A 24,794-nucleotide genomic window follows, 5' to 3' on the forward strand; every position below is an offset into this window, starting at 1 on the left:
GCGATGTTTAGTCGACCGAACCGACTGAGATCTCATCGGTTTCACGGTTCAGGTTCATGCCGATAACAGGAACCATCGTGTTCTCGACCTTCACCGAGATCGTAACGGTCATCGTGTTCTTCCCCTGAAGGCGGGCGATCATGGCGCCGTTGAGCTTGGCGCGGGTGATGCCCACGACGATCTTCTGGCCGGTCACATTGCCGGAGATGATGTCGAGACCCTTGCCCTGGGCGCCATCAAGGAACTTGCCCTTGTAGGTGCGGCCAGCGGTCTTGATAACGGCCTTCATCGGCTGCTTGAAAATTCCAACGCGGCAGGAGCCATCGAGCATCATGCCAGTGCCATCAAGCGACGAGCCGGAGAGCTTGCAGGTGAACTTCGTGCCCTTGTACTTCCCGGCGACAATCTCGCCCGGACCGGACCACTGACCCTGAACACCGTCGAAGAACGACTTGTCACGCGAACCGGCCGACGCGGGCGCAACGAATATGGCCGTGACGATGGCAGCTGCCGCAAGTCCGGTGGCAAGCATTTTGACGCGCGAAAACATATTCGATCCCCTGAACACCGGCGCAAGAACAGCTTTAGTCTTCGCCGAGAATGGTTAATGGGTGGTTTCTTCCTGCCAGCGTCGCCGCTGCTTCGCAACACCTACCCACAGCCAAAACGCGCTCTATGCGCAGCTATTGCAATTCGGATACACCAATTCGCGCCCGCCCGCTACTGGCAAACACTCAAACAGCGGCAGACTCAGGCGCCGCCGCCGGCAAGGTCGCCCATGAAATCGCCGATTCCCGGTCGCCTCAGAGCCTTGAAGGGGAGGGGGCGCAGCAGATCCATTGCGGCAATGCCTATCCGTGCCGTCATCAGTCCATTAACGACGCCTTCGCCGAGCCGTGCCGAAAGCTTCGAGGCAATGCCATGGCCGAGGATCTGCTGGACGAGGCTGTCGCCCGCCGCGATCGACCCGGTGACGGCGAGATGGGCTATCACGTCGCGGAACAGTCGGAACATGCCGAGCCGGCCGGGCTTGGTGCCATAGGCTTCCGCGATTGAGCGTACCAACCGGGTCGACTCGAAAAGCACATAACCCAGATCGACGAGGGCACGCGGGCTCACGGCCGTGACGATGGATACGCGTTTCGAGGCGTTGAGGATGAGCTGCCGAACCTTTCGATCCGTCGGTCCCAGCAGTTCGATCTCGGCAAGTCCCAGCAGGCCTCCCGCGTCGATGATCTCGCCGGCGGTGCGAGCGAGTGCTGCGCGACCAGCGGCCGTTTCCGGGATGCTTTCCGACAACTTGACCAGTTTGTCGAGCACGGCGCGTGCCTTAGCGGGCTTCGGCTCCAGTGCCGCATTGACGGCTTCATCCCTCAGTGCTTGAACTGCCGCGAGGCGCCGCATGCCCAGCCATTCGCGCGCCACTATACCCAGAAGCGCCAGCGCCCCGATAGCAGTCACGCCGATTGCGGCATAGCCCAGCCAGTCGTTGCGGCTGAACAGGCTGCGGATCAGCCCATCGAGCCATAGCGCGAAGGCGACCGAGATGATGGCGCCCAGCGCCGTCAAGAAGATCTGCAACAGGGGTAGGCCGCGCCGGCGGGGCGCCGGCGGTGGCGGAAGGGTATCGGCCTCGCCAAGAAACGGGTCGAGTTCGTCGGGTGTGAGCGTGACACCGGCATCGAAAGCGCCGGGCTTGCGCATCCGGACCTCGACGGGCGCTGCCGGCGGCTCGTCGAAAGCAAAGCTTTGCGGCTTGCGGGGTTCCTTGCTCATGCCAAACGGTCTCCGAACAGGAACTGCAAAGCGCGATCGAGGCGGATATGCGGCAGCGAGAGCTTCAATCCGCCACCATTTTCCTCGACCTCCGGCGGCCGGAAGCGAACGATGTTGATATGGGGCAGGGTGGGCATATTCGGGACCGAACCGGGTGGGCGGAAATAGATATCGGTCTTGTCAGGCAAATCGCCCGGAAAGATCGCCGTTCGTCGCTTGCCGTCGAAGGTCTCGCCTTCGATCCGCTCGCCCGATATCGGCGTGCCGACGATCACCGGAAGTTCCTCGCCGTCGCGGGTCACAGTCGCCTCGCGGGTCGCGCGGATAGAGGCAAGTGCCATCACGTCGATCGTGGCACCCGTCCGGCCGATCCGTTCGACGGCGCGATCGACGATACGGCGGGTGAGCGCCTCCAGCCTGTCGTGGCTTTCATGGTGCAGATGATCCGCCTTGGTCGCGGCCACCAGCACCTTGTCGATGCGGCGGGTGAAGAAGGAGCTCAGGATCGACGTCGAACCGGCGCGGAAGGCGCCGAGCACATCGACCAGCGCATTTTCGAGGTCCGCCATCGCCTCTGGTCCGCGGTTGAGCGCCTGAAGCGTGTCGATCAGCACGATCTGCCGGTCGAGCCGGGCGAAATGCTCTTTGAAGAAGGGCTTCACGACATGCGTCTTGTAGGCCTCGAAACGCCGCTCCATCATTGCTGCGAGGCTGCCCCGGGGCGGCTTGCCTTCAGGCAGGCGGGCGAGCGGCGCGAAAGTCAGCGCGGGCGAGCCTTCGAGATCACCAGGCATCAGGAAACGGCCGGGCGCGAGGGCTGAGAAAGAGTGCTCGTCCTCCTTGCAGGCGCGGAGATAAGCGGTGAAGGCGCTCGCGAGGTCGCGAGCCACCATCTCGTCGGCCTCATGGTCTGGTGCAATGGTCGAAGCGATCTTCAACCAATCCTTCGCCAGGGTCTTGCGGCGTCCCGAACCGGCGAGCTTGACCGTCCGATCCGAGAAGGTTCTGTAGTCCTGCTCCAAAAGCGGCAGATCAAGCAGCCATTCGCCGGGATAGTCGACGATGTCGATCGAGAGCCGTCCCGCCGAGAGCAGCCGATTCCACATCGAGGCGCTTTCGAATTCGATCGTCAGCCGCAGCTCTGAAATCGCTCGCGTCGAATCCGGCCACAACCGCTTCTCGACGAGTGTGCGGACGTGATCCTCATACTGGAACCGCGGCACCGCATCGTCAGGCTGTTCCTGCAGGCCCACCGACTTTATCCGGCCCGACCGCTGGGCCTCGAAAAGCGGCAGGCGGCCGCCATGCAGCAGGTTATGGATCAGTGCCGAGATGAACACGGTCTTTCCTGCGCGCGACAGGCCTGTGACGCCGAGACGAAGCGAAGGATTGGCAAAGCCGCTGGCCCGCTCGGCGATCGTCTCGAGCGCAAGCATTGCTTCGTCGGCGATATTCATGGGAGAGGGCGGCAAACGCGGCATCCGTGGCAAGACTGTCTAGCCGCAATATAGGAACGTTCGGCCTCAGGTCAAAGACGGCGTGATCAGCGCCACCGGCTGGCCGCGATGCGTGAGGTGTTCGGCAAGCGGGAATGCGAAATCGATCGCCAGCAGACCCGCCGTCGGGTAGCCGATGGCAAGCGGGCTCATGATGTCGCTTTCCCGGGAGAGATGATGGGCGCAGGCCTCGATCATCGGGTTATGGCCAACAATCATCAGCGAGCGATGTGATGCGTGCCGGCGAATTTGCTCGAAATAAGCGTCGGGGCCGCCGGAATAGAGTGCCGCATCCTCCGTCGGCGTGACCGAGCGAAACACGTCGAGCAGGACCGAGGTCGTCTGGCGACAGCGCAGCGCGGGTGAGAAGATCAGGATTTCCGGAACCAGGCCGGCCAGCGCCGCCTGCTCGGCCATGTCGCGCGCCTCGAAGCGCCCGGTCTCATCGAGTGGCCGATCGAAATCGCTGACGCCGGGCGTCGCCCAGGCGGCATGGGCATGCCGGACGAGATAGAGTCGGAATGTCTCGGCGCCGGCACTCTGCATCGGGGGAACCGCATAGATGAAACAGATCTGTGCCGATTGGGTAAACGGCGGCCCCCAAAAGGTCAATCGCGACTGTTCGGTATGCGCGCGTGGCGCGGCCATCCACAGTAGGCGATCTTCAAGTGGTCATCGCGAATATTGACAAAAATATAACCACTTAGCGCAAAAATGTGACAGCCGTAAAAAGGCCGTTAGCCGCGCTTTAAGCTTGAATTGACACACTTGTAACTGTATAGGGCAGCGCGTGCGGGATGTTCTTCAGGAGAATCGCGTTGAGTGAGAATATCGATCTTGCGGACTATGTTCCCTCGGAAGCAGAAGAATTCATGAATCCCCGGCAGCGGGCGTACTTCCGGTCCAAGCTGGTCGCATGGAGAAACGAGATTTTGCGCGAGGCACGCGAAACTCTCGATCACCTTGCAGAAGAGAGTGCCAATCACCCCGATCTTGCCGACCGGGCCTCCTCCGAAACCGACCGGGCCATCGAGCTTCGCGCTCGCGACCGCCAGCGCAAGTTGATCTCCAAGATCGACGCAGCCGTGCAGCGGATCGATGATGGCACCTACGGCTATTGTGAGGAGACGGGCGAGCCCATCAGCCTCAAGCGGCTGGATGCTCGTCCGATAGCTACGCTGTCGATCGAGGCGCAGGAGCGCCACGAACGTCGCGAGAAAGTCTATCGGGACGAATAGTTGAGTTGATTGGCCGCCCTCGCAAGAGGGTGTTTTTGTTTCCGGCCCTTGGCGCCGTCTCGAGCGCCCAGGGCCAACGCGTGCCTGGGATTGGCACGCCAAGCGCCATCAGTGATCTACATCGCCCGGGCTTTTGGCCTCATAAACCCACTCCCTCCAGATCGACACGATCAGCGCCATCAGCACCGGCCCGAGAAACAGGCCGAGGAAGCCCATGGTCTTCACGCCGCCGATCAGGCCGAAGAAGGTCGGCAGGAACGGCAGCTTGATCGGACCTCCGACCAGCTTTGGCCGCAGCGTCTTGTCGACGATGAAGAGCTCGGTCGAACCCCAAACGAGAAGCGCGATGCCGTTGACCGTTGCGCCGCTGGCAACCAGATAGATCGACACCAGCGTGAAGCTGAGCGGCGCGCCGCCCGGCACCAGCGCCATGACGCCGGTGATGATTCCGAGTGTGACAGGTGAGGGGACACCGGCGAGCCAATAGGCGACTCCGAGCACGATACCTTCGCCGATCGCGATCACGGTCATGCCCATCACCGTCGAACTGATTGTCATCGGCACGATGCGCGAGACGCGTTCCCAGCGATCCGGCAGGACGCGCTCGCCCAGCCGATCCAGCTGCGCGACCAAGCGGTCGCCGTCGCGATAGACAAAGAACAGCGTGATCAACAGGAACAACAGCGTCAGGAGCGCCTGGAAGGCCGACGAGCCGACCACGAGCAAGCCGCGATAGATATTGCCGATATTGGAGCCGCTGATCGCCTGAACGAGCTCGCCGAGCCCACCCGGATGGCCGAGATGACGCTGCCACTGTTCAGCAGCATCTGCCCCAACGATCGGCAGATCGGCGATCCACAATGGCACCGGCGGGCCGACCCTGTTGGCCTCGATCGCCCACGCCGCCCAAAGGCGCACTTCCTGGACAGCGTACAACGTGGTGAACACGATCGGCACGATGATGAAGGACAAGACGAGGATCAGCGCAATCGTGGCAGACCAGATGTCCCGTCCACCGAGGGCCGTGCGAAGCCGTGTGTAAAGCGGCCAGCTCGCAAAGCCGATCACCAATGCCGCCAACACCGGCACGAGAAAGCCATGGAAGAAATAGACGCCCGCCGCAAGGATGGCGACCAGCAGCCAGCGCGCGATGGAATCGTAACCGACAAGCGGCGCCCGGGCGGGCGGCACGATGACCGGTTCAACATTCTCCGCAAGCCGTGATCGTGTGGCGCGGTTTTCCATGAATTGCCTGCTTTCTCGAACGAAATATCTCTACGGCCTAGCTATCACCGGCCACAATAAATGCCAGTGATTTCATGTTCGTGACTTCGAGCAGCGGGCGTCCCGGATTCATATCTGCCCTATCCAGGGGCGGTGAAATCGCTATCATCGCCCGCAACAAAAACGGAGGAGCATCATGAGCAAGGACAATCCGGGTTTCGCGACACTTGCGGTCCACGCCGGCGCACAGCCTGATCCGACCACCAAGGCCCGTATCACGCCGATCTACCAGACCACGGCCTATGTTTTCGAAAATTCCGACCATGCGGCCGCGCTCTTCGGCCTGCAGGCCTTCGGCAACATCTATACGCGCATCATGAACCCGACGAGCGCGGTTCTCGAAGAGCGGGTTGCGGCACTGGAAGGCGGCACCGCCGCGTTGGCCACGGCATCGGGGCATGGCGCTCAGCTGCTGATCTTTCACAATATCATGCGTCCGGGCGACAATTTCATCGCGGCACGACGTCTCTATGGCGGCTCGATCAATCAGTTCGGCAATGCTTTCAAGAACTTTGACTGGAACGTCCGCTGGTTCGACACATCAGACGCGTCCAGCATGGAGAGCCTGATCGACGACAGGACCAAGGCAGTCTTTGTCGAAAGTCTCGCCAACCCCAACGGCACCTTCGTGGACATCGCGGCGATTGCCGACATGGCGCACAAGCACGGCTTGCCGCTGATCGTCGACAACACGATGGCGACGCCTTATCTCATTCGGCCGTTTGAGCACGGCGCCGATATCATCGTTCACTCGCTCACCAAATTCATGGGCGGTCACGGCAATTCGATGGCCGGCATTCTTGTCGATGGCGGCACGTTCGACTGGTCGAAGTCCGGCAAATACCCGATGCTGTCGGAGCCGAGGCCGGAATATGGTGGCGTCGTGCTGCACCAGACCTTCGGCAATATTGCATTCGCCATCGCCGCCCGCGTGCTGGGCCTTCGCGATTTCGGCCCGTCGCTAGCGCCGCTCAACGCTTTTCTCGTCCTGACCGGCATCGAGACTCTGCCGCTGCGCATGCAGCGCCATTGCGACAACTCGCTCGGCGTCGCCAAATGGCTGAAGTCTCACCCCAAGGTTGCCTGGGTCAACTATTCCGGTCTCGAAAGCGACCCGAACCACGCGCTACAGATGAAATACTCGCCAAAGGGTGCCGGGGCGGTCTTCACCTTTGGCCTCAAGGGCGGCTACGAATCCGGCAAGAACGTTGTCGAGAATCTCAAGCTGTTCTCGCATCTCGCCAATATCGGCGACACGCGTTCGCTGGTCATCCATCCGGCATCGACGACGCACCGCCAGCTCGCCCCCGAGCAACAGATCGCCGCCGGCGCCGGCCCTGACGTCGTTCGACTTTCGGTCGGTATCGAGGATCTCTCCGATATTATCGCCGACCTCGAACAGGCTCTGGAGCACGCATGAGCGGCAATGCCATTGGCTTCGATATGAGCAACATAACTCCGGAAACCGGCGCGCCAGCGCCGGACCGGCTGATCTCGGGAAATCCCGAATTCACCACCTGGAATGTCGAAGAAGCCGCGGGCGGTCTCTATGCCGGTATCTGGCAATCGACGCCGGGCAAGTGGCGGATCGAGTATGACGAGTGGGAATATTTCCACATCCTCGAAGGCTACTCGGTGGTGACCGAGGATGGCGGCGAGCCGGCTCACCTAAAGGCAGGCGAGAGCTACATTCTCCGGCCGGGATTCAAGGGGACGTGGGAAGTACTTGAAACGACACGGAAAGATTATGTGATCAGGGTGTGATCTGCGGGGTGCAGATCCGATCAGGTTTGTACCTCATTTCGGCGGGTTGAAACTGGCGCCGGTGATAGGACCAGATGTAGAATTGGTTCATGCCGTTTTCGCCGGTCACCAACAGGGCGTGGTAATTGAGGTACATGTTGGACGTGCCCTTCGCCCTTAAATTCAGGATGGTGAGATCCCAGATGTCCACCACAACGGTGTTTCCGCTCTGGATACAATAGGGCTTGCCTTGGGCGAGCTTTTTTGCGGCATAATGCACGTTCGCGCCTGTGTTTAGGGCATAGGTTGCCAGCGCCGCCAGCGACAGCGCGCATGACGCGGCAGTTGCAGCGAAGGCGTAGGATTTCGATCGAAGCAGTGTCGCGGAGGCAAAGACCGCAATTCCGATGATCGTTCCCAGGCCGATGAACAGCACAGCGCCATCAACCCTGGCGAATGCGCCTTGATGTGCGAAAAGCGCAGGTATGAAGGATGCCAGCGCGCTTCCAAAGTTGGTATCTGGCCACCGGATTTCATCTGCTGACGACGGTGCCGCGTCAAAGCGCCCCTATTGCGGGATAGGACGCGTCTGGCCATCCTGATAACCAGCCCACCGGCGATAGCCGTCGCCATTAAGCCAAATTGAAAAGCGGCAACAAGGGGCATGACTGGAAGCCTGCTCTCGCGACCGTCTTGAAATATCAACCAGGTCGTCAGCAGGGTCATGCCAGCAAATAGGAAAAGAACTCTGTTCCATCGCGCATTTGAGATGGCGAAGCCAAGCAGAATGCTGGCCGGCATGATAAAGACCAACGTGAAAAAAAGCTTCTGCATCATGGCGGGCTCGCAGGTCGAGTGAGGACACTCTAGGATTGCGAGACTTTACAAAGAGTTTCAGCTGCTACCCCGAAACGCCTTCGCGAATTCTGGCGACGAGACGAAGGCGAGCGCCTTCCTGATTTCCTCCGACTGTTCCTTTCCGAACACGCGGTCGAATCGGCCCTGTGCATCCCGCCAATTGGCCAGCAAGTTCTTCTGCGTCTTCTGCCCCAGCGCCGTCAGTCGCGCACGCCTAACGCGGCGGTCCTGCGCATCCGGCACGAGTTCCAGATAACCATCACGGATCAGCGGCTTCAGCGTATGCCCCAGTGCCGAAAGATCCATCACCATGGCTTCGGCGAGCTGTTTCAAGGCCGGTTCGCCGCTGGCAGCAATCTGCGAGAGCAGCGAAAACTGCGTGCCCCTGAGGCCGGTACCCTCCATGCAGTCGTCATAGAGCTGGCCGAGCTGGCGGGCGGCGCGGCGGATCGCCGTGTTCGAGCAATGCATCCAGATGCCGTCATCGGCCTCGGCCATCTCACATCTCTCAATTCGTCGCCAGGAAAATACTGGCATATGCAATTAAATTTATCGGAGCCTCTTGCATATAGCAAGTCAGCTACAACATAGTGGCATATGCCATTAAATTCCAGAAGGAGAGAGATCATGGCTCGGATTGCACAACAGGGAACAGCACTCGTCACCGGCGCATCGTCGGGTATCGGTGCGATTTACGCCGAACGGCTTGCGCGGAGGGGTTATGACCTTCTGCTCGTTGCCCGTGACTTCGCCCGCCTCGACACCTTGGCGGATCAGCTTTCGGCCAAGCATGGCGTGAAGGCGGACGTTCTGGCCGCAGACCTGACCAGGGATGTCGATCTGCGGCGAGTCGAGAGCCGTCTGCGCGCCGATGAGGCGATCACGCTGCTCGTCAACAATGCCGGGATTGGGCCCAAGGGGCCACTGCTCGCCGATGACATCGGCTATCTCGACCAGATGATCGCCATCAACGTTACCGCCGCCAACCGGCTCGCCGTCGCGGCCGCCCAGACTTTCGTGGCGCGTGGCAAGGGTGGCATCATCAACATTGCCTCAGCCGTCGCGATCGTCCCGGAACTCTTCAACGGCACATATAGTGGCACCAAGGCCTTCGTCCTCGGACTGACCTTGTCGCTTGCCAGTGAACTGAAGGACAAGGGCGTCAAGCTGCAGGCCGTCCTGCCGGGCCTCACCCGCACCGAGATCTTCGACCGGGTCGGAGGCTCCTTCGATCATCTGCCGCAGGATCGGATCATGGATGTGAACGATCTCGTCGATGCAGCACTTGCCGGCTACGACCACGGTGAACTTGTAACCGTGCCGTCTGCGGAGGACGAGAGCCTCGTGAACGGCTTCCAGGACGCGCGAATGGCGCTTGGCGGCCAGGCCTCTCGCGACCGCCCAGCCAGCCGCTACAACGTCGCCTCCAAGGCGGCGGCCTGATCATCCCCTTCGGGCGCCGACAGTTTGGCGGTGGCGCCCAAGCGCCCGCGGCGTCCTCTCCGCGCCGCGGGCGGCTGGTTCACCAACAGAGGTCGAGCCGTTCCAGTCCATGGAAATGATAGACGTCCTTGACGACGGGCTCGCTGGCCAGTCGCAGGTCCGGCAGCCGCTTGAAGAGGATCGGCAGTGCGATGTTCATTTCGAGCCGGGCCAGCGGCGCGCCGATGCAGAAATGGATCCCTGCGCCGAAGGAGAGGCTGAGGCCTTCCTCGCGTCGCGGCCGGAAGGCAAGGGGATCTGTGAATTTCTGCGGATCGAGATTGGCGGCAGCCAGGATCAGTCCGACTTCCTCGCCTTTCTTCAACGCAATACCGCCGAATTCAAGATCCTCCAGCGCCCAGCGCTTGAAGATGTGGACCGGCGCGGAGATGCGGAAGCTCTCCTCGACGGTCAGTTCCGTCGCTTTGGCATCGGCGAACAGCGATTTCGGATCGGCGCCGTTCTTCAGGATGACATTCACCGCATTGCCGATCTGGTGAACCGTCGCTTCATGGCCGGCATTCAGCAGCACGATCGTCGTCGAGACCAGCTCTTCCTCGGTGAGGTACTGTCCGTCACGTGCCGGTGACAGCATCAGCGTCAAAAGATCATCGCGGGGATCGCTGCGCCGTTCTGCGGCAAGCTTGACCACATACTCCGCGAACTCCTTCGCTGCCTTGTTGGCAAGATGCTCGTCCTCTGCCGTCTTGCCGAACATATACATGCGCACATAATCGTGGCTCCAGTCGAGCAACTGCCGGCACATCTCGTCCGGCACGCCGATCATCCGGGCGATGACGGTGACGGGGATGATCTCGGCAAAGGTCGAAAGCAGTTCGGTGCCGCCATCCTTCTCGAAACCGTCGATCAGCTGGTGCGAAAGGGCAGCAATCTCGGGCCGCAAACGCTCGATATTTCGCGAGACAAAGGCGCGATTGACCAGCGTCCGGAGCCGTGTGTGCTCAGGCGGTTCGATCGACAGCAAGGACTTTGACTCCGACCGGTCGAAATCGGCAAGATGCGGCGATGGTTCCGGCCAGCCAAGCTCTTCGCGGCTCATCACATGCGTGATCTGACGGCCGAACCGCCGGTCGCGCAGGATGGCGTTCACCTGGTCGTAGGCCGTGAAATACCAGTGCTTCTCCTCTTCCCAGAAGAAGGTGGGCGACGCGGCATGCATCGCGGCATAGCCACGGTTTGGGTTGAGATAGAAAGCCGGATCGCGGGCATCGAGCGAAAGACGGCGGGTGGCGGGGTCGAATTTGAAATACGAGGGAATGTCGGTCATTCCGGATCACTAGCGCTTTTCAATTTTCTTAGGAAGGCATGCTCTCAACGGCTCCACAGAAGCAGGGCAGTGTCCTATGTTAAAAGAAAGGAGATCGAGGATGCGACGGATTTCCATGACGGAGTGGCGTAAGAATTTCGAAAGATATGTCGAAGAGACGTCGTCAGGTGCTGCCCTTCGTCATCACCAGATATGGCAAACCACACTGTCGCCTGGAACCGCTCGGCCCAGCCGACCAAGCGGAGTTCGAAAGAGCAGGGTTGAAATCCGGAGACAGGTCCTAGATTCGGTTTCTTTGCCCACAGGTAGGTTTCCGCTCGAAATTTGAGAGGCGCTGCCTGCACACTTCACCCTTTCTTCACCCCAAATCCCAATATCAAGGGATATCCATCGCCGCCTTACTCGGCATTAATGGCGAATCTGAAAGGACCGTCCGGCAAAGTCCCTGCATGACTTGAAGTTCTGGGTGCTGACACTCTATGTAGGGAGTGACAATTTCCGATGATTCCGGGAGCCAGCGGGTTTCCGGAGGTTGCTGCGAAGGATGGATATGAGAGATCCAATTGAAACCACCATGGCGATCATCCCTCAGGTGATCGAACAGACCAACCGCGGCGAACGCGGATGGGACATTTTCTCGAGGCTTCTGCGTGAACGGATCATCTTCCTGATTGGCCCGGTCGATGACACGATGGCGGCACTCGCCTGCGCCCAGCTTCTCTTCCTCGAATCTGAAAATCCGAAGAAGGAAATTTCGCTCTATATCAATTCTCCCGGCGGTTATGTGACAGCCGGCATGGCGATCTATGACACGATGCAGTTCATCCGTCCGGCAGTCTCGACGCTCTGCGTCGGTCAGGCCGCTTCGATGGGGTCTCTGCTTCTGACGGCCGGCGCCAAGGGCGCCCGTTACGCGACGCCGAACGCACGCATCATGGTGCATCAGCCCTCGGGTGGTTTCTCCGGCCAGGCCTCGGACATCGAGCGCCATGCCCGTGACATCCTCAAGATGAAGCGCCGCCTCAACGAGATCTATGAAAAGCATACCGGCCGGACCTATGATGAGGTCGAGCGTGCGCTTGACCGCGACAACTTCATGAGCGCGGAGGAGGCTAAGGACTGGGGCCTGATCGATCAGGTCATCACCACGCGCCTCGACGCCGAAGGCGAGACTGACGCTTAACTTTCGCGTGATCCGCCGCTTTGCCCATTTGCTGACAAGAAAGTCTTCGAAAAGGGCTATGCGGCGGAAGTCGGGATCGTTAATTATGGACATTAAGCCTATGTTGAAGAAATATGACATAGGCTCCCTCGAATGAGGGGGATTCGTTGCCGCCACTTGGCAAGTATGGTTTGTTTGCCGTGGTATGCGCCCCTAGGGCCCCGTCGTGACAGCGGCAAGTTCCGCTCAATGCCGGGGTGTCAGGTTTGACCCCGTGTGCACATGTTGGCGTCACGGGTGTTGTGGAAGGAAAGTACAATGAGCAAAGTCAGCGGAAGCAACGGCGGTGACTCCAAGAATACCCTCTACTGCTCTTTCTGCGGCAAGAGCCAGCATGAGGTTCGCAAGCTGATCGCCGGCCCAACGGTTTTCATCTGCGACGAATGCGTCGAGCTCTGCATGGACATCATCCGCGAGGAAAACAAATCCTCGATGGTCAAGTCCCGCGAGGGCGTTCCGACCCCGCAAGATATCATGAAGGTGCTCGACGAATATGTGATCGGCCAGAGCCAGGCCAAGCGCATTCTTTCGGTCGCCGTGCACAATCACTACAAGCGCCTCGCGCATGCCACCAAGAACCAGGACGTCGAACTGGCCAAGTCCAACATCCTGCTTGTCGGCCCGACCGGCTGCGGCAAGACCTATCTCGCCCAGACGCTGGCGCGCATCATCGACGTGCCGTTCACCATGGCTGACGCCACGACGCTGACGGAAGCTGGCTATGTCGGCGAAGACGTCGAGAACATCATCCTGAAGCTGCTCCAGGCCGCCGACTACAATGTCGAACGCGCCCAGCGCGGCATCGTCTATATCGACGAAGTCGACAAGATCAGCCGCAAGTCTGACAACCCCTCGATCACCCGCGACGTATCGGGCGAGGGCGTCCAGCAGGCGCTGCTCAAGATCATGGAAGGTACCGTCGCTTCGGTTCCGCCGCAGGGTGGTCGCAAGCATCCGCAGCAGGAATTCCTGCAGGTCGACACGACGAACATCCTGTTCCTCTGCGGCGGCGCGTTTGCCGGCCTCGACAAGGTGATCCTGGCGCGCTCCGAGAAGACCTCGATCGGCTTCGGCGCCAAGGTTGCCGCGCCGGACGAGCGCCGAGTCGGTCACGTCCTGCGCGATCTCGAGCCGGAAGACCTGGTGAAGTTCGGCCTCATCCCGGAATTCATCGGCCGTCTGCCGGTCATCGCGACGCTTGAAGACCTCGACGAGGATGCGCTGATCCAGATCCTCAGCGAGCCGAAGAACGCACTGGTCAAGCAGTACCAGCGCCTGTTCGAGATGGAAGATGTGGAACTGAACTTCCACGAGGATGCGCTGCGCGAGATCGCCAAGCGCGCTATCGTCCGCAAGACCGGCGCCCGTGGCCTTCGGTCGATCATGGAGAAGATCCTGCTCGACACGATGTTCGACCTGCCGACGCTGGAAGGCGTACGGGAAGTCGTCATCTCCGAAGAAGTGGTCAAGGGCAATGCGCGTCCGCTCTACATCTACGCTGACCGGCGAGATGAAAAGGCGCCTGCCTCGGCGTAAGCCAACCTCGACAGAACACATGCGAAGGCCCGGATTTTCCGGGCCTTTTTCATTGCTTGCGATGCAATAATTCCCGGCATTTTCCGCATTTTTCGTTGCGCCTCGCCATCAACGGGGGCACAACAAACGTTAATGCAGGAAAACGCGATTCCTCGCGGGCGCGCGCAAGCTTCGCGACATCCGGTGAAGCTAGTCTGCTCTCGGGATCGTGACAGAGATGTGACAGCCGGCATTCCGCAGCACGGGTTGCAGGCTTGAATTGCCTCTTTTGGATCGCCACCTGTAATCGCGAGCCAGACGGCTCTACACAGGTCGGCGTCGCCTATTGGAGGGACTGTCGCCCTGGCCTTGTCAAAGGCTGGACTTGAAAGGGAAAGAAATGACCAAAAAGACAATCCCGGCTGAAGGAACTCAGCAGAACTACCCCGTCTTGCCCCTGCGCGACATCGTGGTGTTTCCGCACATGATCGTTCCACTCTTCGTGGGCCGGGAAAAATCCATCCGTGCGCTGGAAGAAGTGATCGGCACTGACCGCCAGATCCTTCTGGTCACCCAGAAGAATGCGACTGACGACGATCCGCCGCCGTCCGCAATCTTTGAAGTCGGCACAGCCGCCAACGTCCTTCAGCTCCTGAAGCTCCCCGACGGTACCGTGAAGGTACTGGTCGAAGGTCGCGCGCGCGCCCGTATCGAGCACTATACCGCGCGTGAAGAATTCTACGAAGCTTCGGCCGAGATTCTTGATGAACCCGAAGAGGATGCCGTCGAAATCGAAGCCATGTCGCGCTCGGTGGTTTCCGAGTTCGAAAACTACGTCAAGCTCAACAAGAAGATCTCTCCTGAAGTCGTCAGCGCTGCCGGCCAGATCGAGGATTATTCCAAGCTCGCCGACACGGTCGCTTCGCATCTTTCGATCAAGCTGACCGACAAGCAGGAAATGCTCGAAACCGTATCCGTCAAAGGCCGGCTCGAAAAGGCGCTCGGCTTCATGGAAGGCGAGATTTCCGTCCTGCAGGTGGAAAAGCGTATCCGCTCGCGCGTCAAGCGCCAGATGGAGAAGACGCAGCGCGAATACTACCTCAATGAGCAGATGAAGGCGATCCAGAAGGAACTGGGCGACGAGGACGGCCGCGACGAAATGGCCGAACTGGAAGCCCGGATCGCCAAGACCAAGCTTTCCAAGGAAGCCCGTGAAAAGGCCGATGCGGAGTTCCGCAAGCTCAAGCAGATGAGCCCGATGTCGGCCGAATCGACGGTGGTGCGCAACTATCTCGACTGGCTGCTGAGCCTGCCCTGGGGCAAGTTCAGCCGCGTCAAGACCGACCTTATCAATTCCGAGAAAATCCTCGACGAGGATCATTTCGGCCTCGACAAGGTCAAGGAGCGCATCGTCGAATATCTCGCCGTCCAGGCGCGCTCGACCAAGATCAAGGGTCCCATCCTGTGCCTCGTCGGCCCTCCCGGCGTCGGCAAGACCTCGCTCGCCAAGTCGATCGCCAAGGCGACCGGCCGCGAATATGTCCGCATGGCGCTCGGCGGCGTGCGCGACGAGGCCGAGATCCGCGGTCACCGCCGGACCTATATCGGTTCGATGCCCGGCAAGATCGTGCAGTCGATGAAGAAGGCAAAGAAGGCCAATCCGCTCTTCCTGCTCGATGAGATCGACAAGATGGGCCAGGATTTCCGCGGCGATCCGTCGTCGGCGCTTCTTGAGGTGCTGGATCCGGAACAGAACTCCACCTTCATGGATCACTATCTGGAAGTGGAATATGACCTGTCGAACGTGATGTTCGTCACCACGGCCAACACGCTCAATATCCCGGCTCCGCTGATGGACCGCATGGAGATCATCCGCATCGCCGGCTATACCGAGGATGAGAAGGTCGAGATTGCCAAGCGTCATCTTCTGTCGAAGGCGATGCGTGACCACGCGCTTCAGGCAAAGGAATTCTCCGTAACCGACGAGACCCTGCTCGAAGTCATCCGCGCCTACACGCGGGAAGCCGGCGTCCGCAACTTCGAACGCGAGCTCAACAAGCTCGCTCGAAAGGCGGTCACCGAAATCCTTCGCGACAAGGTGCTGAAGGTCGAGATCACCAAGGACAACCTCGACAAATATCTGGGTGTTCCGCGCTTCCGCCACGACGAAGGCGACAAGGAAGACCAGGTCGGTGTTGTCAACGGTCTCGCCTGGACCGAAGTCGGCGGCGAGATGCTGATGGTCGAAGCCCTCATGATGCCCGGCAAGGGCCGCATGACGGTGACTGGCAACCTCAAGGATGTGATGAAGGAATCGATTTCGGCTGCGGCATCCTATGTCCGCTCCCGCGCCATCGATTTCGGGATCGAACCGCCGCTCTTCGAGCGCCGCGACATCCACGTTCACGTGCCGGATGGTGCGACACCCAAGGACGGTCCGTCCGCCGGTGTCGGCATGGTCACGGCAATCGTGTCTGTGATGACCGGGATTCCCGTTCGTCATGACGTCGCGATGACCGGCGAAATCACGCTTCGCGGTCGCGTATCGCCGATTGGTGGCCTGAAGGAAAAGCTGCTCGCGGCGCTCCGTGGCGGCATCAAGAAGGTGTTGATCCCGCAGGATAATGCCAAGGATTTGGCTGAAATTCCTGACAATGTGAAGAACAACATGGAGATCATCCCGGTTTCGCGGATGAGCGAAGTGTTGGAGCATGCCCTCGTCAGGCAGCCTGTGCCGATCGAATGGAACGAATCCTTCGAGCCGACTGCGGCAAAGCCGGGTACCGTCGACGATGCAGGGCTTTCCATTGCTCACTGAGCGCGGAAATGTGGCCGGGGTGTAACAATCCGGCCCAAACGATCAAAAATGGTGATTGGCCGGTCCCTGGACCGGCCAATTCTTTATGGAAAATCGCTCAAACACACTGGATTTCTCGGGAAATTTCGTTATCAGGGTTGCGGTCGGGCAGGCTAAGTCATTAACTGCCCCAAGAACAAACCGAGTCGTTTCAAACCAGCTAGAAAGGGGTGGAAACATGAACAAGAGTGAACTCGTAGCCGCAGTTGCCGAAAAGGCAGGCCTCAGCAAGAGCGATGCGGCGACCGCCGTTGACGCTGTGTTCGACACCGTTCAGGACGAACTCAAGAAGGGCGGTGACGTTCGCCTCGTTGGTTTCGGCAACTTCTCCGTCAGCCGTCGCGAAGCCTCTGTCGGCCGCAACGTCTCGACGGGCGAAAAGGTCAACATCCCGGCCCGCAACGTGCCGAAGTTCACCGCAGGCAAGGGCCTGAAGGACTCCGTTAACGGCTGATCCTGGTACCAGTTTTCTGGTGGAAGGCCCGGGCTCTCGCGAATCCGGGCTTTTTCTTTGGCGTCAGATCAGGCGGCGAATTGCCGGAATTCCGGTTCGTCGATCAGCGCCATGCAGGCCTCGGCCGCTTCGCGGCCCTTCACGCGGAAATGCTCCGCGAAGAATGACTGGTGGTCGGCATGGCTGTGAAAATGGTGCGGTGTCAGAACGGCCGAGAGCACCGGCACATTGGTCTCGAGCCCGACCTGCATCAACCCGTTGATTACTGCCTGCGCCACGAATTCGTGCCGGTAGATGCCGCCATCGACGACGAGTGCCGCACCAATCACTGCATCATAACGGGCGCCGCGGGCGAGGCGCTTGGCGCGCAGCGGAATCTCAAAGGCGCCGGGCACTTCGAAGTAATCGATCCGCACGCGCTCGCCGGCAATGCTGACGATCTCCTCTGCAAACGCATTGCGGCAGCAATCGACAATATCCCGATGCCATCGCGCCTGCACGAAGGCTATGCGGCGGCCGGGAAGGGCAGGCGACGTCTGTTCAGTCTTGGTATTTTCTGGATTCATGGTGGTTGTCCTTTCTTGCCAACACATGAATCAGGGCAAGCGGACGCCTGTTATCACCCGTGTCGCCACGGGTGCCAAGGCACCGATCTCTTTCATCCGGACTATACCGTCGGCTTCGGCTTCTCACCGAATCTGCTGACCCTGCCGTTTGACGCAGCAGGCGCTCGCGGGCTCGCGAGTTGCCTCGCATACCGCCGGTGGGGAATCGCACCCCGCCCTGAGATCATCGTCTGCGAACTGTCGCAGACGATGAAGACGTAAACCACATTTTGCGGCGCGGCAAGCCGTCGAGGGCGTCGAACTTGATTGCAACGAAACCTCTCTCTATACCCTTGCAAGCGCGTCATAATTCCAGCGGGTGACACTTGAACCAGCAGGCCACGACCAATCCGGATGTCCATGTTCTCCAACAGCTGCTGGCCGTCGGCCGCCGGCGATGGTTCGCCGTTGTCGCCTTCGCGCTTCTGGGCGCGGTCCTGGGCTACGTCTATGCCATAAGCCAGGTTCCGAACTATGCCTCATCGGCCACGATCATGGTGCGGTCCGGTCCGGCGGTGGATCCGCTGCGGCAGGGCATCCAGACTTCGACGCCGGAAGAGGAAGGGCAGTTCCTCTCGCAGTTGGAACTGGTGCGCTCCTCCTCCGTCGCCCAGACAGTGGCCAATCAGCTCGGCCTGGCCGAGGACGCCGCCTTTGCGGCGAGAGGCACGTCGCGGCTCGAGCGGCTGGTCTCGCGGGTGATCGGGAAAAAGGACCGCAAGGCCGAGGCGCTCGCGGATGATCAGGTTGTGGCGCGGTTGCAGCGGGACGTCAGGGTTCTGCGTGTCGGCCGCACTTATGTGGCCGCCATTTCCTACTCGCATAACGATCCGGCCGTCGCGCAGAAGGTCGCGCAGGCTTTCGCCGACGCCTTCAAGCAGAAGATGGCACAGGAAAACGATGTCGCCAATTCCCGCCTCCGCGCTGCGCTGCAGAGCGAGATCGATCGCGCGACAAGCCCGGAAAAGGAGGCCCTGCAGGCGCGCTTGCGCGACATCATGGTCTCCCGCGCTCTGCCTGGCATGGATGTCATTGTCCTCAACAATGCGCGCCTGCCGGGCGCGCCCGTCGCACCGCGCACCTCCTTGCTGGTCGCTGTCGGCCTGATTCTCGGCGCTGTCATCGGCTGCGCCCTGGCCGGCTTCCGCGAATTGACCGACCGCGGCGTGCGCGATGGCGATGCGCTGGCGCGATACACCGGCACGAGGTTCCTGGGCTATCTGCCGCGGCGGTCCCCGCGCCTTGGTGCCAATACCACCATCGGCAACGGGCAGCCGCTGCCCGATGCTGCACGCCGGGTGGTGCTGGAGCCGCATTCCGTCTTCGGCGAGACCGTGCGCGCCATGGGCGTGGCGATCCTGTCCTCTGCTGAGGAAGGCAAGAGCCAGATCACCGGCCTGACATCCGTGCTGCCGGGAGAGGGCACGTCGGTGCTTTCAGTCAATCTTGCCACCCACCTTGCCAGCATCGGCCGAAGCGTGCTGCTCGTCGACGTGGATAGCCGCGAAGCCCGGCTCAGCAAGTGGCTCGCGAGCGGCGCCGAGCAGGGCATCGTCGATGCGCTGCTGCAGGACAAACCCATTGATGATTGCGTGCTATACGATTCCAAAACCAATCTATCGCTCATGCCGATGACGATAGGCGATGGCCGGATCGTTGAGCCATCGGCGCTCCTCTCGTCCGCCCGCGCCCAGGCCTTCTTCGAAAAGCTCACCGCGCAATACCAGCACGTCATTCTCGATCTCTCGCCGCTGTCCGTCGCCGCGGATGCGCGCGCCGCGACTCGCTTCGCCGATGGTTTCGTGCTGGCCGCCCAATGGGGCAAGGCGACACCACAGCTGGTCGCCGATCTGCTCGATGCAGAGCCGGAGGTGCGAGCCAAGCTGCTAGGACTGGTGCTGACCCGCGCGGATCTCCGCAAGCTGCCGCTCTATGCTGCCGCCGGGTCGCGCGGCTCGTTCCAGCGCCGAATCGCCCGCGGATAGATTATTTCGCGCCGCAGATCCGCGCGAGTTCCAGCGCAGCCTTGCTGCGGTGGCGCTCCTTGTGATGCAGCGAGAGGAAGGTCCGGCTGCCAAGCGGCAGGTCGATCGCCACGAGATGCCCCGCGTCGATATGGCTCCGCGCGGCAAGCCGTGAGATTGCCGCCGCGCATTGCCCGCCCGCCAGCGCCGAGAGGATCGCCTCGTTCGAGGGCATGACCAGCGCGATCGGCAGGCTATCGGGCGATACGCCGAGACCGCTGAGCGCCTTTTCGAAGACAGACCGGGTGCCCGACCCCATTTCGCGCATGATCCAGTTCGTTTCGCCGAGCGAGGTGATTTCGATCGATTTGGCTGTTGCCCAGGGATGACTGGGCGCGACGAGGACGGTCAATTCATCCTGATCCACCGCTGATGCCGCGAGTGCCGGCTGGTCCAGTTCGCCCTCGACGAATCCGAGATCGGCCTGGCCGGCGATGACGGCATTGGCGACGGTCAGCGTATTGCCGAGCGTGAGCGTTAGCTCGATGCCGGGAAAGGCGGCACGGAAGCGCATCAGCCGGGGCGGCAGCCAATAGCTGGCGATGGTCTGGCTGGCATAAACGCTGAGCGTGCCGCGCATCAGCCCACCGAGCTCGGAGAGCACCAACTCGGCCGAGCGGGCGCGTGCCAACGTCTCCCGCGCCTCGGCAAGGAAGATGCGGCCAGTGTCGGTCAGCTCGATCCGGCGACCGATCCGGTGGAAAAGCTCTACGCCATAATGCTGCTCGAGATTCTTGATCGCGGAGCTGACGGCCGACGGCGTGAGGTGGATCGCGTCGGCGGCCCGCGTGAGATGTTCGCGTTCGGCGACGGCGATGAAGATCGCGAGCTGTTCCAGGGTCATGAGGCAATCATTCTATTTTATCGAACGAAACGTAGGATATTATTCGATGGAAGTCGATTTCCGCGAATGAGACATTCTCAGCGTTCCTTCTAACGCTGAATCGGACCCGATGTCCCTCCCACAAACGACACGACTGCTTCCCGGACTTGCGCTCTGTCTCATCGTTGCCGGCGCAGCCTATGCCGGTGCCGAGGCGATGCACCGGGCATTCGGCGCGGCTTCTGTCGAGCCATTGGTATTGGCGATCCTGATCGGCATCGGCGTAAAGAGCGTTATCGGCACGCAGCCGTCGCAGGAGCGCGGCATAGAATTCGGCGCCAAGACGCTGCTTGAGGTGGCGATCGTCCTGCTTGGCGCGACGGTCAACTTTGCTGCCATCGGCGGCGTAGGGGTCACTGTCATTGCCGTCGTGCTCGCCATCGTGGTCGGCTCGATTCTCACGGGTTTCGTCATCGGCCGACTGATGGGCCTTTCGTCGCGGCTCTCGTTGTTGATTGCCTGCGGCAACTCGATCTGCGGCAATTCCGCTATCGTTGCCGTCGCTCCGGTCATCGATGCCCGCAAGGAAGAAGTGGCTGCGGCTCTTGCCTTCACCGCCGTGCTGGGGATTGCAATCGTCGTCGGCCTCCCTCTGGCGCAGGCCTATCTCGGCCTCAGCATTCCGCAATATGGCGCGATGGCCGGGCTCACCGTCTACGCCGTGCCGCAGGTGCTGGCCGCCGCCGCGCCCGCCGGATTGGTCGCCATGCAGGCCGGCACGCTGGTCAAGCTGCTGCGCGTCCTTATGCTTGGCCCGGTGATCCTCGTCCTCGGCTTCCTCGAACGCCGCCGCAGTGGTGCACCCACCAAGCGTTCGGCGGTCTTGCTGCCCTGGTTCATTGTCGGTTTCGTCGTGCTGGCAACGGTCCGCTCGCTCGACCTCATGCCGGAAAGCCTGCTCGGCATCCCGCCGGTTCTTGCTTCGGGCCTGACGGTGGTCGCCATGGCCGGCCTTGGGCTCTCGGTCGATATCCGCGCCATTGCCGCAGCGGGCGGCCGCGTGATCGTGGCGGCCTCGCTGTCGCTCGCCGCTCTGCTGGGCGTCAGCTATCTCGCGATTCTGACCCTGCCAGCCAACGCCTTCGGCTGATCAGAAGCGCTTGCGCTCCCGGAGCTTGCGCGCCGGATTGCCCGCATAGATGCCCCAGGGCTCCAGATCCTTCGCCGCCACGGCACGTGCGCCAAGCACCGCGCCTTCGCCCACCGTCACACCTGGCCCCACGAAGGCTTCAGCGGCCACCCAGGCCTTAGGCCCGATGGTGATCGGCTTCGGTTGGAGTTGGAAATGCGGATCATCGACATCATGCGTGCCGCCACAGAGATGCGCGCGCTGCGAGACGATGGCGTAGGATGCGATCTTCATCGGCCCCATATTGTAGAGGATCACGCCCGGGCCGACGAGCGCGTGGTCTTCCATTTCCAGATTGGGCGGATACCAGATCGTGGTCTTGGGATAGATGCGCGCTTTCGGCGCGAGCTTCGCGCCGAAGGTATTGAGCAGGAAACGGCGCCAGCCGTAGAGCGGCACCGGCGTCCAGCTGCCGGCCAGGGCCCAGGTCAGGTTCCAGACGGCGCGGAACAGGCGGTGCTTGATCGAAAAGCTCGGCCCGCCCTCGCGGACATTGGATTTTTCGGCGTCGAGCAGGCTCATCGTCTGGATCTCCATTCCTCGGCCTTGGCGTACAGCGAGAGTAGTCCTATCCGGACACTCTCTTCCGAATACTTTTCCGCGACCAGTGCCTCGGCTTTCTCCGAAGCGACGCGCCAGGCTTCATCACTCAGGGCATGTGCTGCCTTGAGCGAGGGATAGATCGCATCGACCATGAAGCCGGTGCGGAAGGCCGCGCCGCGTTCGAAACCGATATCGAGATTGCATTCCGGCGACATGATCGCCGGCACGCCGGCCGCCCAGGCTTCGAGGATTGCCATCGGCAGGCCCTCACTCTTGGACGGTAGCATGAAGTATTTTGCTGCGCCCATCGAGCGATGCTTTTCCGGCCCATATTGCGGGCCGGCGAAGAGGACATTGCTGAGTTCGCGGCCCAGTGTCTCGACCCTCGTCTCAAAACCCTGGATACCGTCGTTCCAGCCGCAGAAGACAAGCAGCGAGCCATTGCGGAAGCCGGCATCCTCCGCCGACAGGCGCGCCCAGGCATCCATCAGTTCCATCACGCCCTTCTTCTCGTGCAGGCGGCCGAGGAACAGGTAAACCGCGCGTCCTTCATGCTCGGGCCTCCACCAGCCGGGCTTCTGGCCGTCGCTTGCGAATGGCTCGGCGAAATTGGGGATGATCGGCGCCGGCTGGCCATTGAGGAACTCCGCAACGTCGGCGCCTTCCTTCTCGGTCAGCAGATGGAAGCCGCCTGCCTTGCGCAGGAAGCGGGTCTGGTAGAGCGTCGACACCGCCTTCTTGAGGCCGGGCGAGCGCGCCCGGATCCAGGGCTCCAGCATGCCGTGCGGCGAGACGACGTAGGGCTTGCCCGTCAGCAGGGACCAGAGATGCACTGCCGCGCACTGGAACTGCCAGACGCCGTGGACGTGGACGATATCCGGCTTTGCCTTCATCAGTGACGACACCATGCCGGGCGCGAGGCTGTAGCTCATCGGGCCGATGACCCGATGCTGATGCAGCTTTGCAGCTTCCCACTGTTTCGGATCAACCTTCTCCATCCGGTCGTCGAGCGTGTGGACGCTGATCTCGCCAAGACCTGCCGCGGCGAGTGCCTTGACATGCAGCCGCGCCGCCTCAGCCACGCCACCGCCAAGCGGCGAGATCGTCGGCAGGGCGAGCGCCACGCGGCGGATCATCGCTTGGCTCCGATCAGGCCGAGAATATCCTGAAGGCGCGTGAAGTTCTCCTGGTAGACGAGGACGGCATTGCGGATCTCGTCCTCGGCCTGACTCAGATTCTCATAATCCTCCGCTATGCGCTTGATCAGATAGTCATAATCGATCGCGTCGATCGGCGTATGCCGATGCGAGAGCTTCAGGTCGTTCATGATGTATTCGGTCTTCGGCAGATAGGCGATCGCGAAGGTCGGGCGGCCTGCCATCATCGAGAAGATGCAAGAATGGAAGCGTGTGCCGAGAAACACTTTCGACCGTGCGATCATGGCACGCAAGATGTCCGGCTCCCGACTCGTCTGGTCGACGATGACCTTCGACTTCGCCTTGCGCTGCACGTCGAGCGAAGCGGGCAGGTCTTCCGAGACCTGGTTGAAGATCACGGGCTGCAGTCCATATGTCTCGGCCATGTGGTCGGCAGCGCGAGCTACGGCGTCAGTGTAGCGGTCGAGGTCGGCCGCCGCAGTCTTTGACTTCGGGAAGGACCATTTCACCACTGTAATGCCGAAGATCGGTTTGTCCCTGGGCACGCCGAGGCCTTCGAAGACGCCGTCGATCAGCGCGGGACTGTCCTCGACATGGGTGTTCCAAAAGGCGCTGTCGCCGGTGCGATAGACCTGCTTCTCCGGGAGCTTGAGGTCGAGCGCGAGAAAATCCCAGCTGTAGCTCTCGCGGCCGCAGAGATACGGCACCTTGCCGAGCACATGGCGGGCGACGGCACGCGAGAAGGGGCGCTCGATCGGACCGACGCTCTGGGGCGCCAGGATCACGGTCTTGCCCATGATCGTGCCGAGATGGATGTGAAGAAGCGCGATGAAGTAGGCGAAATTGGTGTCGTGGATATAGCCGCCCGGCGCCGAGATCACCACGTCGCTCTTGTGGATCGCGTCGAGCGTCTGGCGCTGCTTTTCCGGCAGCAGGCTGCCGAGGAAGGGCACGTAGGCACTGAACCAGGCGGCGAAGAGATAGATCAGTGCCTTGATCCGGCCGGCGCCGCCACCCGGTGCATTGCCGATCCGCTCCGACCAGGCGACCGTGGGATGCACGGCGCGTACCGCCTCGATGCCTTCGAATACGGCGCCCGCAATCTCCGCATCGGGGAACTTGGCGCGGATCTCGTGGATACATTCGTCAAGCAGCACCGAGTCACCCCGGTTGGAGCGGCCGAAGGCGTTGACGATCATGAACTTCATCGAATTTCCCTAAGGTAAGGCTTGTGTCTGAC

At 61.1% G+C, this 24,794-nt stretch carries 23 protein-coding genes and 1 riboswitch; of the genes, 10 read left to right on the forward strand and 13 right to left on the reverse strand.

The window, feature by feature from the left end; genetic code table 11:
• Positions 1 to 7: 7 nt before the first annotated feature.
• From AC2YI2_RS10950 to AC2YI2_RS10965, 4 genes are all read right to left on the reverse strand, one after another.
• Positions 8 to 550 (reverse strand): hypothetical protein, encoded by a 543-nt coding sequence (locus AC2YI2_RS10950; protein WP_487386503.1) that lies wholly within the window; start codon positions 548 to 550, stop codon positions 8 to 10.
• 200 nt (positions 551 to 750) lie between these two features.
• Complete coding sequence (locus tag AC2YI2_RS10955; RefSeq protein ID WP_487386504.1) at positions 751 to 1,776, reverse strand: YcjF family protein; 1,026 nt, start codon at positions 1,774 to 1,776, stop codon at positions 751 to 753.
• Positions 1,773 to 3,248: a YcjX family GTP-binding protein gene (locus AC2YI2_RS10960; RefSeq protein WP_487386505.1), complete on the reverse strand. Its 1,476-nt coding sequence runs from the start codon at positions 3,246 to 3,248 to the stop codon at positions 1,773 to 1,775. Before AC2YI2_RS10960 ends, AC2YI2_RS10955 begins: the two co-directional genes overlap by 4 nt.
• Positions 3,249 to 3,299: 51 nt before the next feature.
• Complete coding sequence (locus tag AC2YI2_RS10965) at positions 3,300 to 3,818, reverse strand: SixA phosphatase family protein (RefSeq protein ID WP_487386506.1); 519 nt, start codon at positions 3,816 to 3,818, stop codon at positions 3,300 to 3,302.
• A gap of 272 nt (positions 3,819 to 4,090) precedes the next feature.
• Here AC2YI2_RS10965 and dksA point away from each other — a divergent pair, with 272 nt between their 5' ends.
• Positions 4,091 to 4,510: an RNA polymerase-binding protein DksA gene (dksA, locus tag AC2YI2_RS10970; RefSeq protein WP_487386507.1), complete on the forward strand. Its 420-nt coding sequence runs from the start codon at positions 4,091 to 4,093 to the stop codon at positions 4,508 to 4,510.
• Positions 4,511 to 4,618: 108 nt separating this feature from the next.
• On the opposite strand, the gene AC2YI2_RS10975 is transcribed toward dksA, so the two are convergent.
• Positions 4,619 to 5,755 (reverse strand): AI-2E family transporter, encoded by a 1,137-nt coding sequence (locus tag AC2YI2_RS10975; protein ID WP_487386508.1) that lies wholly within the window; start codon positions 5,753 to 5,755, stop codon positions 4,619 to 4,621.
• 175 nt (positions 5,756 to 5,930) lie between these two features.
• Between AC2YI2_RS10975 and AC2YI2_RS10980 the strand changes: the two genes are divergently transcribed.
• A complete protein-coding gene (locus AC2YI2_RS10980; RefSeq protein ID WP_487386509.1) occupies positions 5,931 to 7,214 on the forward strand; it encodes an O-acetylhomoserine aminocarboxypropyltransferase in 1,284 nt (427 codons plus the stop codon).
• Positions 7,211 to 7,558, forward strand: a complete 348-nt coding sequence (locus AC2YI2_RS10985) for a cupin domain-containing protein (protein ID WP_487386510.1) — start codon at positions 7,211 to 7,213, stop codon at positions 7,556 to 7,558. Before AC2YI2_RS10980 ends, AC2YI2_RS10985 begins: the two co-directional genes overlap by 4 nt.
• Here the strand turns inward: AC2YI2_RS10985 and AC2YI2_RS10990 are convergent.
• Positions 7,548 to 7,973, reverse strand: coding sequence for a hypothetical protein (locus AC2YI2_RS10990; RefSeq protein WP_487386511.1), 426 nt, complete (start codon positions 7,971 to 7,973; stop codon positions 7,548 to 7,550). The two genes, AC2YI2_RS10985 and AC2YI2_RS10990, sit on opposite strands and share 11 nt — an antisense overlap.
• 458 nt (positions 7,974 to 8,431) lie before the next feature.
• Positions 8,432 to 8,893 carry a MarR family winged helix-turn-helix transcriptional regulator gene (locus AC2YI2_RS10995; RefSeq protein ID WP_487386512.1) on the reverse strand — a complete coding sequence of 154 codons (462 nt, stop codon included), beginning with the start codon at positions 8,891 to 8,893 and terminating at the stop codon, positions 8,432 to 8,434.
• A gap of 129 nt (positions 8,894 to 9,022) precedes the next feature.
• Here AC2YI2_RS10995 and AC2YI2_RS11000 point away from each other — a divergent pair, with 129 nt between their 5' ends.
• Positions 9,023 to 9,838, forward strand: a complete 816-nt coding sequence (locus AC2YI2_RS11000; RefSeq protein ID WP_487386513.1) for an SDR family NAD(P)-dependent oxidoreductase — start codon at positions 9,023 to 9,025, stop codon at positions 9,836 to 9,838.
• Positions 9,839 to 9,917: 79 nt separating this feature from the next.
• On the opposite strand, the gene AC2YI2_RS11005 is transcribed toward AC2YI2_RS11000, so the two are convergent.
• The gene (locus tag AC2YI2_RS11005) at positions 9,918 to 11,165 is read right to left on the reverse strand and encodes a cytochrome P450 (RefSeq protein ID WP_487386514.1); all 1,248 of its coding nucleotides are present in this window, start codon (positions 11,163 to 11,165) and stop codon (positions 9,918 to 9,920) included.
• A gap of 550 nt (positions 11,166 to 11,715) precedes the next feature.
• On the opposite strand from AC2YI2_RS11005, the gene AC2YI2_RS11010 reads away from it, so the two are divergent.
• From AC2YI2_RS11010 to AC2YI2_RS11025, 4 genes are all read left to right on the forward strand, one after another.
• The gene (locus tag AC2YI2_RS11010; protein WP_487386515.1) at positions 11,716 to 12,348 is read left to right on the forward strand and encodes an ATP-dependent Clp protease proteolytic subunit; all 633 of its coding nucleotides are present in this window, start codon (positions 11,716 to 11,718) and stop codon (positions 12,346 to 12,348) included.
• A 297-nt stretch (positions 12,349 to 12,645) separates the two neighbouring features.
• A complete protein-coding gene (clpX, locus tag AC2YI2_RS11015; protein ID WP_487386516.1) occupies positions 12,646 to 13,923 on the forward strand; it encodes an ATP-dependent Clp protease ATP-binding subunit ClpX in 1,278 nt (425 codons plus the stop codon).
• Positions 13,924 to 14,302: 379 nt separating this feature from the next.
• Positions 14,303 to 16,720, forward strand: a complete 2,418-nt coding sequence (gene lon / locus AC2YI2_RS11020; protein WP_487386517.1) for an endopeptidase La — start codon at positions 14,303 to 14,305, stop codon at positions 16,718 to 16,720.
• Between the two features lie 85 nt (positions 16,721 to 16,805).
• Entirely contained in the window at positions 16,806 to 17,213 is a 408-nt protein-coding gene (locus tag AC2YI2_RS11025) for an HU family DNA-binding protein (protein ID WP_487386851.1), read from the forward strand.
• Positions 17,214 to 17,281: 68 nt separating this feature from the next.
• Here AC2YI2_RS11025 and AC2YI2_RS11030 read toward each other — a convergent pair whose 3' ends face one another.
• Positions 17,282 to 17,779, reverse strand: a complete 498-nt coding sequence (locus tag AC2YI2_RS11030; RefSeq protein ID WP_487386518.1) for a 6,7-dimethyl-8-ribityllumazine synthase — start codon at positions 17,777 to 17,779, stop codon at positions 17,282 to 17,284.
• An 80-nt stretch (positions 17,780 to 17,859) separates the two neighbouring features.
• A riboswitch (FMN riboswitch) is annotated at positions 17,860 to 18,008 on the reverse strand.
• 136 nt (positions 18,009 to 18,144) lie between these two features.
• Here AC2YI2_RS11030 and AC2YI2_RS11035 point away from each other — a divergent pair.
• The gene (locus AC2YI2_RS11035; RefSeq protein ID WP_487386519.1) at positions 18,145 to 19,803 is read left to right on the forward strand and encodes an AAA family ATPase; all 1,659 of its coding nucleotides are present in this window, start codon (positions 18,145 to 18,147) and stop codon (positions 19,801 to 19,803) included.
• A gap of 1 nt (position 19,804) precedes the next feature.
• Here the strand turns inward: AC2YI2_RS11035 and AC2YI2_RS11040 are convergent, their stop codons facing one another.
• Positions 19,805 to 20,686 carry a LysR substrate-binding domain-containing protein gene (locus AC2YI2_RS11040; RefSeq protein ID WP_487386520.1) on the reverse strand — a complete coding sequence of 294 codons (882 nt, stop codon included), beginning with the start codon at positions 20,684 to 20,686 and terminating at the stop codon, positions 19,805 to 19,807.
• Positions 20,687 to 20,795: 109 nt separating this feature from the next.
• Here AC2YI2_RS11040 and AC2YI2_RS11045 point away from each other — a divergent pair, with 109 nt between their 5' ends.
• A complete protein-coding gene (locus tag AC2YI2_RS11045) occupies positions 20,796 to 21,815 on the forward strand; it encodes a YeiH family protein (protein ID WP_487386521.1) in 1,020 nt (339 codons plus the stop codon).
• Here AC2YI2_RS11045 and AC2YI2_RS11050 read toward each other — a convergent pair whose 3' ends face one another.
• From AC2YI2_RS11050 to AC2YI2_RS11060, 3 genes are read right to left on the reverse strand one after another with little or no spacing between them, the layout of a single operon-like run.
• Entirely contained in the window at positions 21,816 to 22,376 is a 561-nt protein-coding gene (locus AC2YI2_RS11050) for an LbetaH domain-containing protein (RefSeq protein ID WP_487386522.1), read from the reverse strand. It lies immediately after the preceding gene.
• On the reverse strand, positions 22,373 to 23,533 hold the full coding sequence (locus AC2YI2_RS11055; RefSeq protein ID WP_487386523.1) for a glycosyltransferase: 1,161 nt from the start codon (positions 23,531 to 23,533) through the stop codon (positions 22,373 to 22,375). The genes AC2YI2_RS11050 and AC2YI2_RS11055 overlap by 4 nt, the downstream gene beginning before the upstream one ends.
• Complete coding sequence (locus AC2YI2_RS11060; protein WP_487386524.1) at positions 23,530 to 24,762, reverse strand: polysaccharide pyruvyl transferase family protein; 1,233 nt, start codon at positions 24,760 to 24,762, stop codon at positions 23,530 to 23,532. Before AC2YI2_RS11060 ends, AC2YI2_RS11055 begins: the two co-directional genes overlap by 4 nt.
• Between the last annotated feature and the right edge of the window lie 32 nt (positions 24,763 to 24,794).

This window comes from Rhizobium sp. SRI_017 (assembly GCF_057586295.1).